Source organism: Methylobacterium sp. WL7, assembly GCF_008040085.1.
GTDB classification, from domain to species: domain Bacteria; phylum Pseudomonadota; class Alphaproteobacteria; order Rhizobiales; family Beijerinckiaceae; genus Methylobacterium; species Methylobacterium mesophilicum.
This window is the reverse complement of sequence record NZ_VRVG01000128.1, coordinates 1-16492: the sequence shown is the minus strand read 5'-3', so window position 1 is coordinate 16492 and position 16492 is coordinate 1. Positions and strand designations below refer to the sequence as shown.

The 16492-nt window shown below is 71.0% G+C and carries 14 protein-coding genes; 11 read left to right on the top strand and 3 right to left on the bottom strand.

The features are described 5' to 3' along the window. Nucleotides 1-6 precede the first annotated feature (6 nt). Nucleotides 7-300 (bottom strand): STAS domain-containing protein, encoded by a 294-nt coding sequence (locus FV233_RS23805; RefSeq protein WP_147898991.1) that lies wholly within the window; start codon nt 298-300, stop codon nt 7-9. Nucleotides 301-747: 447 nt separating this feature from the next. Between FV233_RS23805 and FV233_RS23800 the strand changes: the two genes are divergently transcribed. From FV233_RS23800 to FV233_RS23760, 9 genes are all read left to right on the top strand, one after another. Continuing rightward, nucleotides 748-1863: a methyl-accepting chemotaxis protein gene (locus FV233_RS23800; RefSeq protein ID WP_147898990.1), complete on the top strand. Its 1116-nt coding sequence runs from the start codon at nt 748-750 to the stop codon at nt 1861-1863. 378 nt (nt 1864-2241) lie between these two features. Beyond that, on the top strand, nt 2242-4359 hold the full coding sequence (locus tag FV233_RS23795) for a chemotaxis protein CheA (RefSeq protein WP_147898989.1): 2118 nt from the start codon (nt 2242-2244) through the stop codon (nt 4357-4359). Continuing rightward, nucleotides 4359-4820: a chemotaxis protein CheW gene (locus FV233_RS23790; protein ID WP_147856894.1), complete on the top strand. Its 462-nt coding sequence runs from the start codon at nt 4359-4361 to the stop codon at nt 4818-4820. The genes FV233_RS23795 and FV233_RS23790 overlap by 1 nt, the downstream gene beginning before the upstream one ends. 19 nt (nt 4821-4839) lie before the next feature. Then, nucleotides 4840-7026 (top strand): methyl-accepting chemotaxis protein, encoded by a 2187-nt coding sequence (locus FV233_RS23785; RefSeq protein ID WP_147898988.1) that lies wholly within the window; start codon nt 4840-4842, stop codon nt 7024-7026. Between the two features lie 125 nt (nt 7027-7151). Further along, nucleotides 7152-9074 carry a CHASE3 domain-containing protein gene (locus FV233_RS23780; protein ID WP_246690069.1) on the top strand — a complete coding sequence of 641 codons (1923 nt, stop codon included), beginning with the start codon at nt 7152-7154 and terminating at the stop codon, nt 9072-9074. A gap of 137 nt (nt 9075-9211) precedes the next feature. Beyond that, a complete protein-coding gene (locus tag FV233_RS23775) occupies nt 9212-11281 on the top strand; it encodes a methyl-accepting chemotaxis protein (RefSeq protein ID WP_147898987.1) in 2070 nt (689 codons plus the stop codon). A 136-nt stretch (nt 11282-11417) separates the two neighbouring features. Further along, entirely contained in the window at nt 11418-11891 is a 474-nt protein-coding gene (locus tag FV233_RS23770) for a chemotaxis protein CheW (RefSeq protein WP_147857524.1), read from the top strand. 22 nt (nt 11892-11913) lie between these two features. Continuing rightward, entirely contained in the window at nt 11914-12759 is an 846-nt protein-coding gene (locus FV233_RS23765; RefSeq protein WP_147857523.1) for a CheR family methyltransferase, read from the top strand. After that, the gene (locus tag FV233_RS23760; protein WP_147898986.1) at nt 12756-13853 is read left to right on the top strand and encodes a chemotaxis response regulator protein-glutamate methylesterase; all 1098 of its coding nucleotides are present in this window, start codon (nt 12756-12758) and stop codon (nt 13851-13853) included. The genes FV233_RS23765 and FV233_RS23760 overlap by 4 nt, the downstream gene beginning before the upstream one ends. Nucleotides 13854-13868: 15 nt before the next feature. Here the strand turns inward: FV233_RS23760 and FV233_RS23755 are convergent, their stop codons facing one another. Then, entirely contained in the window at nt 13869-14213 is a 345-nt protein-coding gene (locus FV233_RS23755; protein WP_147898985.1) for a hypothetical protein, read from the bottom strand. A 133-nt stretch (nt 14214-14346) separates the two neighbouring features. Continuing rightward, nucleotides 14347-14601, bottom strand: a complete 255-nt coding sequence (locus FV233_RS23750; RefSeq protein WP_147898984.1) for a hypothetical protein — start codon at nt 14599-14601, stop codon at nt 14347-14349. An 866-nt stretch (nt 14602-15467) separates the two neighbouring features. Here FV233_RS23750 and FV233_RS23745 point away from each other — a divergent pair. Continuing rightward, entirely contained in the window at nt 15468-15755 is a 288-nt protein-coding gene (locus tag FV233_RS23745; RefSeq protein WP_147857426.1) for a DUF3761 domain-containing protein, read from the top strand. A gap of 114 nt (nt 15756-15869) precedes the next feature. Next, nucleotides 15870-16492: hypothetical protein (locus tag FV233_RS23740; protein ID WP_147898983.1), on the top strand; the 623-nt coding region annotated here is incomplete at its 3' end.

The following is a 16492-nucleotide window of genomic DNA, read 5'->3' as shown; positions in this document are numbered from 1 at the left end:
CTGGGATCAGAGAGCGGGGGTGGCGTCGAACGGGGCGTGCGGGGCGATGCCGGCGCGCCGGAACGCCGCCGCGGCCGTGTCGGGCAGGTTGGTCAGGTCCAGCGCGAGGCCGCGCCGGCCGGCGGTCCGGGCGGCCGCGACGACGAGCTGGACGAAGGTGACGTCCACCCGTTCGATCGCGGCGCAATCCAGCACGAGCCGCGACCCGCCCTCGACCGCCGCGAGCAGGTCGCCCTGGAGCGCCTGCGCGGTCCGCAGCGTACAATCCGCCGGCATCGTGAGGGTGACGTGTTCGGCCATGAGCAATCCGCTGCTGAGGCGCGGCCGGGCTGGCTGCCGCCCGACGCTTAAAGAATCGCGCCCATTGAGGTTTCCTTGAACTGACCATAGCGGTCGGGATTGTCCGACCCGTCGTGCCGCGATTCCTGTTGAAAACCGCACGGATGGGGCCGATCGCGGATTTTATATTTGGCGAATTCATAGGCTTTGTTTCGATCTGCCTATCCGGCGAGCATTGGTATCCGATCGTATTTCAGCACCAATACACGGATCGTATTGATATTTGGCATTCTTGAGATAGTGGTCATGTCGAAGCACACTGAGTCACATCATCTGCATGATCAGGCGTCATACAGCCTGGAGCATAACTTTTCATTCAGATGAGGCAGCTAGGAACCGGGTGATCGACAGTCCTGCGTTCGAGCTTGTCCCCGGCAAGATCTGGCAGAGTTCGAGGAATACACGGTGATGGCCTTCTGGGGGCGCGCGAATCCGAGGACCGTTCCGGCGGACGCATTCGAGCCGGGCGCGGCTCAGGTGCCCGAGCGGGACGAGCCCGTCGCCGAGCCGGTGGCGGCGCGTCCGGAGGGCCGGAGCGCGGCCGCCGACCTGCTCCAGGCGCGGCTCGGCCTGTCGGAGGTCCAGCGCCGGACCCTGGACGCGCTGATCGACGAGCTCGGGATCATCTCGGCGGATGTCGAGACGGACGTGCACGGCCTGTCGGACCGGTTCCAGCGGATCGCCGCGACCACGCGGGGCCAGTCCGAGATCGTGCAGGGGCTGGTGACGGCGGTGCAGTCGGTGCGGATCGACGGGGCCGAGCGGCCGCTCGCCGAGGTCGCGGCGGCGCTCGGCGAGATCCTGGCGATGCTCAACGACCGGATCGGCTTCATGGCGTCGCGCTGCGCCACCATGGAGGACGCGTTGAACGGCGTCCTCGGCGAGTTGTCCTCCGTGGACGGCAGCGTCGCCGAGATCGAGAAGATCAACCGCCAGACCAACCTGCTGGCGCTGAACGCCAAGATCGAGGCGGCCCGGGCCGGGGAGGCCGGGAAGGCCTTCGCGGTGGTCGCCGACGAGGTGCGCAGCCTGGCCGGCACGATCAACGCCCTTTCGGGGGTGATCAAGCAGCAGATCGGCTCGATCGCCGGCGGCCTGCGCAGCAGCCACGCCCTTCTGCACGACATCGCCACCATCGACATGTCGGTGGAGAGCCGCAACGCCGACGCCCGGGTCCGCCTGGTGATGCAGGCCCTGGTCGAGCAGAGTTCGCGCTTCGCCGGCGTGCTGAGCCAGACCGTGCAGACCACCGAGGCGATCACCCAGGACGTCTCGGGCGCGATCGTGGCCATGCAGTTCCAGGACCTCGCCAAGCAGCGGATGCAGAACCTGCAGGCGATCCTGCGGGCGCTTCAGGCGGCCCCGGAGGCCGGCGCCGAGGCGGAGCAGGACTGGGCGGCCGCGATGATCGCCGGCTGCACCCTCGGCGAGGTGCGGGAGCGGATGTCCCGCCGCCTGCTGGGCAAGGCGGCGCCGGCGCCGCCGCACGACGACGACCCCCTGGCCGGCGTCGACCTGTTCTGAATTCGCGTGCGTCTTCGGAACGCGATGAACGTATCTGGTGCTACTACCGAAGGTTATATGGCGAAAAGACCGGATCGGATGCCGGATATTATGATCGCGATCAATAAAAATCATATATAGAAAGATTAAACCTAGAGCTTCATGGTCGTTGCCAAATTAGACCCTTTCAAAAAAATGATCTCGTCGGGGAAAAAGCGAAGATTTGTGATTCTTCACGGCATCAGGTCTTCATTTTTTAACGGTTTTAAAGTAGGATACGCTCCGATCGGCAGACCGAATCTTGGGTCGATCGCGCGGTCTAGCCTTCGGCCGGCGCCCTCGGCGGGCGCGTGATCGCCCCGGTATATCCGAAGACGGCGCAACGGGATCCGCTCGACGATGACTGATCACGATCCACGCGCGGTGTTCCTGGCGGAGGCCAACGAGCTTCTCGACCGCCTCGAGACCACGCTGCTCGACCTCGGCGACCGGCCCGGCGACACGGCGCTGGTCGACACCGCGTTCCGGGCCCTGCACACGATCAAGGGATCGGGGGCGATGTTCGGCTTCGACCAGGTCGCGGCCTTCACGCACGACTTCGAGACCGCCTTCGACCTGGTCCGGCGCGGCGCGGTGCCGATCAGCGCCGAACTGGTCAACGTCTCGCTGTCGGCGAAAGACTACATCCGCACGCTGATCGAGGATCCCGACGCCACCGCCCCGGTGATCGGCGAGGCGATCCTGGCCGAACTCGAGCGCCTGGTCGGCCGGGCGCAGGCCCAGCCGGCTCAGCGGGCGGGGGCAGAGGGGGCCGCCCAGGAGGCCGCCCAGGGGGCCGCCCATGAGGCCGCCGACGCGCCGGAGCCGGCCGCGGGCTGGCGGATCGGGATCGCGTTCGCCCCGGAGGTGCTGCGCAACGGCACCAACCCGCTGGCGCTCCTCGACGAGCTGCGCGAGCTGGGCCCCTGCACGATCGTACCCCGCCTCGACGCGCTGCCCGACCTCGCCGCCCTGGACCCGGAGAGCCTGGCGCTCGGCTGGGACGTGACCCTGCGCGGCGCCGCGACGAGGGAGGCGATCGAGGACGTCTTCCTGTTCGTGCGCGACGACATGGTCCTGACCCTGACGCCCTTGGATGCACCGCGCGACGCGCCCCCGGACTTCCCGGAGCCGGCGCCGGAGCGGGCCGCCCTGCCGGCCGTCGCGCCGGCGCCGGCTCCCGTGCCGTCGGTGTCGGAGTCGGCGCCCGTGGCCCGGCCGCCGACTGCGCCCCCGCCGGCCGCGAAAACCCCGGAGCGCCGGGGCCCCGCCCGCCACGCCGAGCCGCGCACGGCCGGCACCATGCGGGTCGAGGCCGAGCGGCTGGACGAGTTGCTTGACCGGGTCGGCGAGCTGGTGATCGCCCAGGCCCGGCTGAGCCAGCTCGCCGGCCTCCACGCCGATGCCGGGCTCCAGACCATCGCGGAGGAGATCGAGCGCCTGTCGGCGCAGCTGCGCGACACCACCATGAGCATCCGCATGGTGCCGATCGGGGCGCTGTTCGGCCGGTTCCGGCGCCTGGTCCACGACCTGTCGGGGGATCTCGGCAAGCCCGTGACCTTCGTGACCGAGGGCGAGGAGACCGAACTCGACAAGACCGTGATCGAGCGCCTGGCCGACCCGCTGGTGCACCTGATCCGCAACGCGATCGATCACGGCATCGAGGACCCGGCCCGCCGGGGCGCCTCCGGCAAGGACGCCACCGGGCGGATCACGCTCAGCGCCGAGCATGTCGGCGCCCAGGTCCACGTCACCGTGCGGGACGACGGCGCCGGGCTCGACGTGGCGCGCATCCGCGCCAAGGCCGAGGAGCGCGGGCTGGTCGCCCCCGGCACCCCGCTCACCGACCAGCAGGTCTACCAGTTCCTGTTCGCGCCGGGCTTCTCCACGGCGCAGGCGATCTCGGCGCTGTCGGGCCGCGGCGTCGGCATGGACGTGGTCAAGCGGACCATCGAGGCCCTGCGCGGCTCGATCGACATCGCCACCGCGCCGGGGGCGGGCACCGCCCTCGTGCTGCGCCTGCCGCTGACGCTGGCGATCATCGAGGGCCTGCTGATCCGGGTCGGGGAGGGCCGCTACGTGCTGCCGCTGGCGGCCGTGGAGGAATGCGTCGAGCTGCCCGAGGGCGGGCGCAGCGAGCGCGGCCGGGACTTCCTCAACATCCGCGGCGACCTCGTGCCGTTCCTGCGGCTGCGCAGCCTGTTCGCGGAGGCCGGCGAGCCGGACCCGTACCAGAAGGTGATCATCGTCTCGGTGGGCGAGGCCCGGTTCGGGCTCGTGGCCGACCAGATCCTCGGCAACCACCAGACGGTGATCAAGTCGCTGTCGAAGCTGCACGCCGACGTCACGACCTTCTCGGGCGCCACGATCCTGGGCGACGGCACCGCGGCGCTCATCATCGACCCGGCCCAGCTGATGGCCGGCGGACAGATCGGCGCCGCCCCGGACGGGCCGCGCGAATACCGCGAGGTGGCGTGATGACCGATTTCGTCGAGGCGATCGAGCAGGGCCACGCCCTCCAGGTCGTGATGATGCGGATCGGCACCGAGACCTTCGCGCTCGGGGCCGGGATGGTGCGCGAGATCATCGATCCGATCCCGACCACCCGGGTCGCCGGCGCGCGGCCGCATCTCGGCCACGTGGTGAACGTGCGCGGCAACGTCGTGCCGCTCGCCGACATCCGCGAGCGCTTCGGCATGCCGATGGACGCCGCGACGCCGGACACCCGCTTCGTGGTGATCGAGCTCGATCTCGACGGCGACCCGACCCTGGTCGCGCTGGTGGCCGACAAGGTGTTCGAGGTGACCGCGGTTCCGCTGGAGACCCGCCAGCCCGCGCCCAAGATCGGCACGGCGTGGCGGCCCGAATACATCCGCTCCATTGTGAAGTCCGGAGAAGATTTCGTCATTATTCCGGATATGCAGCAAATACTGAACTGATTGCGCTTGGAGATTATCGATGCGCTTTTCAATCAAGGCCAAGCTCGCGGCCGGGTTCGGGGTCATGCTGATCCTCGTCGGCCTGGCGGGTTGGGTCGGCTATTACAAGCTCGTGAATGCCGACGCGGCCCTGCAATACGTGCTCGGCCGCGCGGACCTGAACACCCTCGTGCAGGAGGCCAAGGCCGATCTGCTCGGCGCCATGTCGCTGACGCGCGCCGCGGTGATCTCAGTCGACGACGACCAGATGGCCGATTTCGCCAAGCAGGCTGCGGAGAAGCGCAACGCCCTCCAGGCGAAGCTGTCCAGGGTCAAGGATCTGATCGAGGCCGAGAAAGGCCTGCGGCTCTACGATGAGGCCAAGGAAAGGTTCGAGAAGCAGAAGGTGATCGCCGGGCAGGTCATCACGCTGACCCAGGTCAATTCCAATGTCCGGACCTGGGCCGAGATCGATGGGGTCGGCACCCCGGCGCTGCGGGCGCTGCAGGCGGATCTCGAGGCCGTCTCGGCGAAGGCCGGCGCCGACGCCGGCGTGGCCCGCGCCGTCGCGGCGCTCCAGATCCGGATCGAACGGGCCTGGGGCGGCCTGCAGGCCACCACCGGGGCGACCAGCTACCCCGTTCTGGAGCAGTCTGTGAAAGCCGCGCGGCGGCGGGAATCCGACCTCGCGCCGAGCCTCGACGCGCTGCTCCGCGCCCTGATCGAATTCAAGCGCGGGATGGCCGGCGACCACGCCCAGGGGACGCCCGTCCGACCCGCGTTCGACCTCTGGATCGCCTCGTTCCGGAAGGCCCTGGCCACGGTCGAGAACGGCGCGACCATCCGGGCCGCCGACCTTGCGGCGGGGGATTACGCCACCGCCAGCACGGGGACGCTCCAGGCCTTCGACGCCCTGGTCCAGTACGAGACCCAGCAGATGGCCGAGACGGCCGAGCGCGCCCGGCTGGAAATGCGCGACGGGCGGACGATCCTGATCGCCACGGTCGCCGGGGCGCTTCTCCTCGGCTTCGTCATCGCCACCTGGCTCGCCGTCTCGATCGCGCGCGGTCTCCTGCGGGCGGTCTCGCTCGCCGAGGCCGTCGCCGTGGGAGACCTCGGCACGACGATCACCGCGACCTCGCGGGACGAGATCGGCGACCTCGTCGCCGCCCTGAACCGCATGACCGCCAGCCTCAACGACACGGCCGCGATCGCCAACGCGATCGCGGCGGGCGACCTCACGGTCGAGGCGCGCCCCCTCTCCGACAGGGACTCGATGGGCCGGGCGCTGCAGACGATGCTGGGCAAGCTCCGGGCCGTGGTGGCCGACGCGTCGGTCGCCGCCGGGAACGTGTCGGCGGGTTCGCAGGAGCTGTCGGCCTCGGCCGATCAGCTGTCGCAGGGCTCCACCGAGCAGGCGGCCTCCACCGAGGAGGCGTCGGCGTCCATGGAAGAAATGGCCGCCAACGTGAAGCAGAACGCCGAGAACGCCAGCCAGACCGAGACCATCGCGCGCCAGTCCGCCAAGGACGCCGAGGCGAGCGGTGCCGCGGTGGGCCGGGCCGTCGACGCCATGCAGACCATCGCCCAGAAGATCACCATCGTGCAGGAGATCGCCCGGCAGACCGATCTGCTGGCCTTGAACGCCGCCGTCGAGGCGGCGCGCGCCGGCGAGCACGGCCGCGGCTTCGCGGTGGTGGCCTCGGAGGTGAGGAAGCTCGCCGAGCGCTCGCAGGCCGCGGCCGCCGAGATCGGGACGCTGTCCGCCGACACGGTCAAGGCGGCCCAGCAGGCCGGCGAGATGCTCGGCCGGCTGGTGCCCGACATCCGCAGGACCGCGGGGCTGGTGGAAGAGATCTCGGCGGCGTGCCGGGAGCAGGATGTCGGCTCGGCGCAGATCAACCAGGCGATCCAGCAGCTCGACAAGGTGACCCAGCAGAACGCCAGCGCGTCCCAACAGGTCTCGGCGACCTCGGAGGAGCTGGCCACGCAAGCCGAGCGGCTGCAGGCGACCATCGCCTACTTCCGCATCGACGCGGCGGGGGCCGACGCCCCGGCCGCGCAGCTGCGGAGGACGGCGGCCCGGATGGCCGCGCCGGCCAAGGCCGCAGCCAAGAACCGCCCCGCCCGGATCAACGCTCCGGTCGCGGCGGCCTCACAGGATGGCTTCGTCCTGGACATGAACGAGGGCGACGCCCGCGATTCGGAGTTCATCCGCGCCGCCTGAGCGGCGCCGACCGGGCGTCCCGTCCCGGCCGGCACCACCACGATCAACCGCCGTCCGGGCCCGCCCGGACCCCGCCAGCCGCAGGGTGCTCCCGACCGAGATCCCCGCTTCGAAGGACGAAGGCCATGAACATGCTCGACAACATCTCGATACCGCGAAAGCTGTTCCTGGCCTTCACCCTGATGCTGCTGGTCGGCCTCGGCATCAACGGCGTGGTGTACTGGAAATCGGCCGAGATCCGTCAGTCGGTGAACTGGACCGACCACACCATCAAGGTGATCGACGCCGCCGACCGGGCGCTGGCCGGCATGGTCAACCAGGAGACCGGCTATCGCGGCTTCCTGCTCTCCGGGGATGCCAAGTTCCTGGCGCCCTACCAGAAGGGCTGGGAGGCCTTCAACGCCGCCTGGCGGCAGGCCAAGGCGCTGACCTCCGACAACCCGGCCCAGCAGGAGCGGCTCGAGACGATCCGCAAGCAGGCCGAGGCCTGGCACGACGGCGTCGCCGAGAAGGGCATCGCCGGGATGGCCAACCCCGAGACCCGCGAGGCCGCGCGCCAGACCGAGATCGCCGGCGCCGGCAAGGCGGCCATGGACGGCCTGCGCGCCGAGGTCGCCGAGATGGTCAACGTCGAGAACACCCTGATGCGCACCCGCCAGGACGCGCAGAATGCGGCCTTCGAGACCACGACGCAGATGATCCTGCTCGGCATCGCGGCCAACCTCGTGATCGCCGTCGCGATCGGGTTCGTGCTGGTCCGCACCGTGGCGAAGCCGGTCACCGCGATCAGCGCCCGCCTGGCGACCCTGGCGACGCCGTTCGACACCGGCCGCCTCGACGAGGTCGGCCGGATCCAGGGCACCGCCCAGGCGGTGGAGCAGGCCTTCCGGGAGATCTCGGACGTGCTGGCCGCCGCCTCGCTCGGCGACTTCACCAAGACCCTCACGCAGGATTTCGGCGGGCTCAGCAGCGAGGTCCAGGCCCATCTCCGGGCGACCACCGACAACCTGCAGGTGATCGCCGGCGTCGCCTCGGCGATCGCGGCGGGCGATCTGACCGTCGAGGCCAAGCGCCTGTCCGACAAGGACGTCCTCGGCATCGCCCTGGAGCAGATGCTGGGCAAGCTCCGGGCCGTGGTGACGGAGGCCGCCACCGCCGCCGGCAACGTCTCGGCGGGCTCTCAGGAGCTGTCGGCCTCGGCCGAGCAGCTGTCGCAGGGCTCCACCGAGCAGGCGGCCTCCACCGAGGAGGCGTCCGCCTCCGTCGAGGAGATGGCCGCCAACGTGAAGCAGAACGCCGAGAACGCCAGCCAGACCGAGGCGATCGCGCGCCAGTCGGCCAAGGACGCCGAGGCGAGCGGCGCCGCGGTGGGCCGGGCGGTCGACGCCATGCAGACCATCGCCCAGAAGATCACCATCGTGCAGGAGATCGCCCGGCAGACCGATCTGCTGGCCTTGAACGCTGCCGTCGAGGCGGCGCGCGCCGGCGAGCACGGCCGCGGCTTCGCGGTGGTGGCCTCGGAGGTGCGGAAGCTCGCCGAGCGCAGCCAGGCCGCGGCTGCCGAGATCGGGACGCTGTCCGCCGACACGGTCAAGGCGGCCCAGCAGGCCGGCGAGATGCTGGGGCGGCTGGTGCCCGACATCCGCAAGACCGCGCTTCTGGTGGAGGAGATCTCGGCGGCGTGCCGGGAGCAGGATGTCGGCTCGTCGCAGATCAACCAGGCGATCCAGCAGCTCGACAAGGTCACGCAGCAGAACGCCAGCGCGTCCCAGCAGGTCTCGGCGACCTCGGAGGAGTTGGCGACCCAGGCCGAGCGCCTTCAGGCCACCATCGCCTACTTCCGCATCGAGGAGGCGGCCACGGGGGGCGACGCCGCGGCCGCTCGGCTGCGGGCGACCGCAACCCGGATGGGGACGCCCCCGGCTTCGGCCCGGGTGAAGGCCCGTCCCGGCCGGCAGACCCTGCCCTCCGGCGGGGGCTTCGACCTCGACATGAGCGAGGGCGACGCCCGCGACGCCCGCGACGCGGACTTCATCCGCGCCGCGTGAGCGGACACCCGGAGCCGTTCCCGATCGCGGTGCAATCGGGCTCGACTCCAACGCCTCGATAGGGCGCGCGCGCCGCCGAACCGGTCTCCCCGTCGGCGGCGCGCGCCCTCGGACCCGACACCCAGCAGAGCAGATCCATGCGTTTCACGATCCGAGTCAAACTGGCACTGAGCTTCGGTTTGCTTCTCGTCCTCCTGGGCGGGGCCGGGTACCTCGCCATCGCGAGCCTGGGTGCGTCGAACGGGCGGATGCAGGGCTTCGCGTCCGGCCCGTTCGCGCAGGTCCAGCGCGTCCTGCGCTTCGAAACCCTCTCGGTCGAGGCGGGGCGCATCTTCAACCGCACGCTCCTGGAGCCGACCGATGCCGGTCGCGCGAAGCTCGTGGCCGACTTCAAGGCCACCGACGACCGGTTCCGCGCGCTCCTGCAGGAGTTCTCGGACCAGACCACCGGGGACGAGCGCGCCCGCATCCTGCCCCTGCAGGACACGTGGCGGCGGCTGACCGAGGCCGGTGCCAGGGGCATGGAATTCTCGTCCAAGAACGGCAACAACAATGCCGTCGCCCTGGCCGGCGGCGAGCAGACGGCCGCCTACGCGACCGTGATGGCCCGGATCGAGGAGCTGGCCGCCCGCCCGGACCTGTCGGTGGAGAACCGCCGCCTCGTCGACGCCATCGAGCTGCGGGTCACGCGGCTGCTGGCCGAGATCTACCGCGAGGTGATGATCGGCGACGACGGGCTGCTCGCGAAATACGCCGACCAGTACCAGGAGCATCGCCGCCAGCTCGAGCAGGACCTCGCCCGGCTCACCGAGGCCGGCCGCGCCGCCGGCTTCCTCGACGCGGTCAAGGTCATCGCCGCCGCGGTCAGGACCTGGGAGCCGATCGCAGAGCGGATCTTCACCCTCGGTCTCGCCAACACCGATTCCAAGGCGCTGCAGGTCCTCATCGGCCCGTTCACGCAGGCGCGGTTGGCGGTGGTCGACGAGGCCTTGAAGCTGCGCGCCTACGAGGAGGGCATCGCCCAGAGCTTCGTCCGCGACACCCAGGCGGCCTACGAGACCACCCGGACGGTGCTGCTCGCGGTGATCCTCGGCGCGGTGGCGGTCGGGCTCGCCATGGCGATCTGGCTGTCGCTGTCGATCTCCCGGGGCCTGCAGCGGGCCGTCGCCGCCGCGAGCCGCGTCGCCGAGGGCGACCTGAAGCAGGACGTGGCCGCGACCAGCAACGACGAGATCGGCGACCTGCTGAGCGCCGTGCAGGCGATGAACCTGAAGCTTCGCGAGGTCGTGGGCCAGGTCATGCTCGCTTCGAGCAACGTGTCGGCGGGTTCGCAGGAGCTGTCGGCCTCCGCCGAGCAGCTGTCGCAGGGCTCCACCGAGCAGGCGGCCTCCACCGAGGAGGCGTCGGCGTCCATGGAGGAGATGGCCGCCAACGTGAAGCAGAACGCCGAGAACGCCAGCCAGACCGAGACCATCGCGCGCCAGTCCGCCAAGGACGCCGAGGCGAGCGGCGCCGCGGTCGGCCGGGCGGTCGATGCCATGCAGACCATCGCGCAGAAGATCACCATCGTGCAGGAGATCGCCCGGCAGACCGACCTGCTGGCCTTGAACGCCGCCGTCGAGGCGGCCCGCGCGGGCGAGCACGGCCGCGGCTTCGCGGTGGTGGCCTCGGAGGTTAGGAAGCTCGCCGAGCGCTCGCAGGCCGCGGCCGCCGAGATCGGGACCCTGTCCGCCGACACGGTCCGGGCGGCCCAGCAGGCCGGCGAGATGCTCGGGCGGCTGGTGCCGGACATCCGCAAGACCGCCGTGCTGGTGGAAGAGATCTCGGCGGCGTGCCGGGAGCAGGATGTCGGCTCGGCGCAGATCAACCAGGCGATCCAGCAGCTCGACAAGGTGACCCAGCAGAACGCCAGCGCATCCCAGCAGGTCTCGGCGACCTCGGAGGAGTTGGCGACCCAGGCCGAGCGGCTGCAGGCCACCATCGCCTATTTCCGCATCGAGGAGGCGGCCGAGGCGGGGATCGAGCAGGCGGTCTCGCGGCTGCGCGGCGCGGCGACCCGGATGGGGACGCCGGCTTCCGCGGCCTCCTCCGCCCGGGGCGGCGTCAAGGCCCGCGCCGGCCGGCCGACCCTGGCCCCGGGCGGGGGCTTCGCCCTGGACATGGGCGAGGGCGACGCCCGCGACGCCGACTTCGTCCGCGCCGCCTGAGCGGCTCCGGCACCGCGCGGGTCCCCCCGCGCGGCGCCTCCTTTCGAGACGCCCGATCATCATGCCGCCGCAGCGATGCCCCGTGTCCCCCGACCTGCGCGGGATCCGGCCGGCAGCGGCCCAGCCGGAGACCAGCATGTCCAGCGTGTGGCAATACCTGACCCTCGGCCTCGATCGCGAGATCTTCGGGATCGACATCGAATCCGTGCACGAGATCCTGGATTACCGCCCGCCGGCGGCCCTGCCGCAGGCGCCCCCGTTCCTGGTCGGCATGATCGACGTGCGCGGCCAGAGCTACCCGGTGGTGGACCTGCGGACCAAGCTCGGCCTGCCGGCAATCCCGGTGACCCCGGCGACCCGGATCATCCTGCTGAACATCCCCATGGGCGACCGGCCGATGCGGGTCGGCTTCGTGGCCGACCGGGTCATCGAGGTGACCGAGCTCGACAGCGCCGAGCTGGAGCCCGCCCCCGATGTCGGGGGGCGCTGGCGCTCGACCTACATCGCCGGCATCGGCCGCAAGGGCGACGCCTTCGTGGTGGTGTTCGACCTCCGGGCGCTGATGGCCGGGGAAGACCCGGCGCTCCTGTTGCCTTCGCTCGCGGCCTGATCGCCCCACCGGGAGCCACACCATGCCGCGCCTGAACGACCGCCATTTCGAGACCGTCGCGGAGATGATCCAGGACCGGGTCGGAATCCAGATCCCACCGGCCAAGCGCACCATGGTGGAGGGCCGGCTGCGCAAGCGCATGCGCGCGCTCGATATCGAGACCCTGACGGAATACGGGCGGCACGTCTTCGAGCAGGGTCACCTCGCCGAAGAGTTCGTGCACATCGTCGATTGCGTCACCACCAACAAGACCGACTTCTTCCGCGAGCCGGCGCATTTCGACCAGCTCCGGGACGAGCTGATCCCGATGCTGCGCCGGAACGGCATCACGCAGGCGCGGCTCAAGCTGTGGAGTGCGGCCGCCTCCACGGGGGCGGAGGCCTACACCCTCGCGATGGTGCTGCACGACATGGCGATGGCCGGGCACGCCCTCGACTACGCGATCCTCGGCACCGACGTCTCCACGGAGGTGCTGCGGGTGGCCGCCGACGGCATCTATCCGGACGACGTCCTGCAGGCGGTGCCGCCGCATTTCCGCAGGCGCTACGTGATGAACGCCCGCAACCCGTCCTGGAAGGTCGGGCGGATCGTGCCGGAGCTGCGCAGCCGGGTGCATTTCAAGCACCTCAACCTGATGAACGCCCAGTATCCGGTCGATCGCGACGTGGACATCATCTTCTGCCGCAACGTGCTGATCTACTTCGACAAGGACACCCAGCGGGCGGTGCTGTCCCGGCTCGCCACGCATCTGCGCCCCGGCGGCTTCCTGGTGGTGGGCCATTCGGAATCGATGGCCGGGGCCGGGGTGCCGGGCCTGACGCAGGTCTCCTCGACCATCTTCGGCCGGACCCCGGGCGCGGTCGCGTGAGGCGGGGCGCGCCGATCCGCGTCCTGATCGTGGACGATTCCGCCTCGGTCCGGCAGACCCTGGTGGGCATCCTGGAGGCGGCCCCCGACATCACCGTGCTGGGCACGGCGGCCGACCCGTTCATCGCGGCGCGGCGCATCCACGACGAGGTGCCGGACGTCATCATCCTCGACCTCGAGATGCCCCGGATGGACGGGCTGACCTTCCTGCGCAAGATCATGGCGCAGCGGCCGATCCCGGTGATCATCTGCTCGACGCTCACCGAGGACGGCTCGCGGACCCTGTTCGAGGTGCTGGAGGCGGGGGCGGTCGACGTCTTCCCGAAGCCCCGCATCGACACCCGTCAGTTCCTGATGGAATCCTCCGTGCGGGTCTGCGACGCCGTCCGGGCCGCCGCCCGGGCGAGGCTGCGCCCCGGCCGTCCGGCCCCCCGGCCGGTGGAGGCCAAGCTCACCGCCGACGCCGTGCTGCCGCTCAGCGCCCGCCCCCGGGCCCTGGCCGGGACCGAGCCGATCGTCTGCATCGGCGCGTCCACGGGCGGCACCGAATCCCTGCGCGACGTGCTGGAGGCGCTGCCGCCGGATTGCCCGGGGCTGATCATCGTCCAGCACATGCCCGAGCACTTCACGGCGGCCTTCGCCAGGCGTCTGGATGGGCTCTGCGCCATCGCGGTGAAGGAGGCGGAGGACGGCGACGCGGTAATCCCCGGGCGGGCCCTGATCGCCCCGGGCGGGCGGCACCTGCTGCTCCAACGCAGCGGCATCCGCTACACCGTGGCGGTGAAGGACGGCCCGCTGGTCTCGCGCCACCGCCCGTCGGTGGACGTGCTGTTCCGCGGGGCCGCGCAATGCGCCGGCGCCAACGCGCTCGGCATCCTCATGACCGGCATGGGCGACGACGGCGCCAACGGCCTCCTGGAGATGCGCCGGGCCGGCGCCCTCACGGTGGCGCAGGACGAGGAGAGCTGCGTGGTGTTCGGCATGCCCAAGGAGGCGATCGAGCGCGGCGCCGCCGCCAAGGTCCTGCCGCTGGAGCGGCTGTCCCACGAGATCATCCGCTTCGGCCACGCCCCCGCCCAGCGCCAGCCGGCGTGAGCCGGAGGGGCGGCCTCAGCCGCCGCGCAACAGGACGCCGAGCGCGTCCGTGAGACAATCGGCGACGCGGCGGATCCGGGCGTTGCCGCGCACCTCCTCGTGCAGGACCAGCCAGGCCGGCAGCGGTGCCAGGGCGAGGCCGATCTCCGCCCGCTCCAGCTCGGGGTGGCGCGCCGCCAGGACGACCTGGGCGAAGCCGAGGCCGGCCCCGGCCCGCATCAGGGTCCAGTAGGCCATCTGGTCGTCGCAGCGGATCGGGAAATCCGTGCGCGTCGCCCGGAGCCCGTGGGCGGCATAGGCCCGCAACAGGGCGTCGCTGCGGTCGAAGCCGAGGACGTCGTGCGCGTCGAGGTCCGCCACCGTGCGGGGCCGACCCCGGCGCTCGAAGAGCCGCGCGTGCCGAACAGGCCGAGCGGCGCCTCCCCGAGCCTGCGGGCGATCCGCGCAATCTGGGTCGGGTCGAACCTCCCGCGTCCGATGTCCAGGCCGCGGGTCAGGCCCGGCGGCGCTGGCCCGACAGCGTATCGTTGGCGACGGCGCGGGGCGCCTCGGACTGGATGTTCACCATCGGCTTGTGCGCGGCGGCGGGATGCCGGCTGCGCAGGGCGGCGAGGAGGAGGCCGGCGAAGACCGCAGCGCTTCCGGCGCCGAACGGACCCAGGAGGAGCGCGCCGAGGCCGAACCAAGGCCATGCGCCGACACAGGTCAGGATGCCACCCGCCAGGGTGGCCAGAACCAGAACGAACACTTCGCCCCCGTATTCATTTTCGAACGCGCCGCCGACGCGCCAGTCGCATAGATTACCGCCGCACAGGTCATCCCGGCAACCCCGGTATTTTTGCAGGACACGCGACGAAAACCGCTCGCTCCATGTCCAATACGCAGATCGGACGCGGGTGATTGCAGCGAAAGCACGGATCGACCAATAAAGTATCGCGCTCGATTTCGGGGTGCCTCAAGACTTTTGCTAGACCTGTGCTCGGTGTCCAATGGGCGCCGAGCCACCGCATACGCGAAGGTCTGTCTCGATCGCGTGCAGTCCCGGACCTGTCGCTCTGCTCTGGAGGCCTGCGCCGGCGCCATCGACAGCGCTGCCGCTCTCGGGCGCCGCGGGCATCGCCGGGACCCGAAAGAACCACCGTCGATGGCATCGAAGGGCCGTCGACGGTGGGGGATCTCGCTCAGCCGATGTGGCCGGATCCCTGCGCAACACCCGGTCCCGCAAGGGAATTTCGCCCTCGCGCGCCGTCGCGGTGCCGCGCGGGGCAGGCCGGGTCTCGCCTGGGACGCGGCGCGACCGTCGCGGCCTCGTCGCCCACGATGACAACGTGCGAAATATTTAAAGATCACCCGAGATCGTGCGTGACGTCCCGCATGGGTTGTGTCTGATGCCAATAGACACAACCCATAGGGTGCCCTGTGAGACCGAACCCGATCCGCCCCGGGGTTTTGCCGTCGGCCGACGCCGCGCCCGCCCGAGGATTCGGCGGCGGTCGCGGGCGGAGCGTCACCGGGTCGAACGGCACTGCGCGCGACGGTTCCGGGCCCCGGGGTAGCGGCACTCCGCATGCCGGCGCGATCGCCAGGCCCGGTCGCCCAACGCGATGCCGACCGGTGAGCCCGCATGCCTGCGCGCGGCTGGCGCTGGCCGGTGCCGTGCTTCTGGGACTCTCGGGCGCCGCCTGCGCCCGGGATGTCCGCGAGCCGGACGAATCGACCCTGGACCGGCACGGCCATTACCGCAGCCGCGACGGCTCCGAGGTGCATCGCCCGGCCAAGACCCGCGACGGCGGCAAGCCGGCCGGCGCCACGGCCAAGTGCCGCGACGACACCTGGAGCTTCAGCCACACACGGCGCGGCACCTGCTCCGGCCACGGCGGCGTGGCGCGGTGGGAGGGGTGAGGCCAGGGCGCCAAAAATCGGCCTAAAATCCGAACCTAGGATTTTATAGATTGACACCGTCGCGCTCCTCGGCTACGAGACGGGCACGGTCGAGAAGTGTGCGGAGCGGCGGCGATGCGGTCCTTCGATGCGCTTCCCGCGGAGCGGCGCGCCCTGGCCGAGCAGCTCCTGCGCGAGACCGCGTTGACGCTCGACGAGATCGGCGCCCGCACCGGCGTCAAGCCGGCCACGATCTCCACCTGGAACGCCCGGTCCGGCTGGCTGAGGCCGCGGCGCTGGCGGCAGGACCTGGTGACGCGCTGGCCGGAGTCGCGCCGGGCGGCGCTCACCCGCCTCATCGGCGCGGCGCAGAACGATCCCGGCGACGTCGCCGAGGCGGTCGGGATCGGGCGCGACGCCGCCGTCCGGCTGATGGCGGTCTGCGGCGTGGCCCGGCCCGAGCCGGCGGCCGGGCCCGAGTTCGAGCCCGAATTCGAGCCCGAATTCGAGCCTTCGGAGGCGCCGGCCGAGCTTGGGATCCTCGATCCGGATTCGGCGGCGGATCCGCCGATCCTGCGGGCGCATCTGCGCGCCCACATCGCCCGCCAGATCGCCGCCTTCGACGCCGCCTTGAACGGCCAGGGCGCGGCGGTGCTGGATTCCGCCCGGGTGCTGCGCGACCTCGGCGGCCTCAAGCGGCTGCTCGACGAGATCGCCCCGTGGCAGGCTGGCGGGCAGGCTGGCGGGCAGGCAGGGGG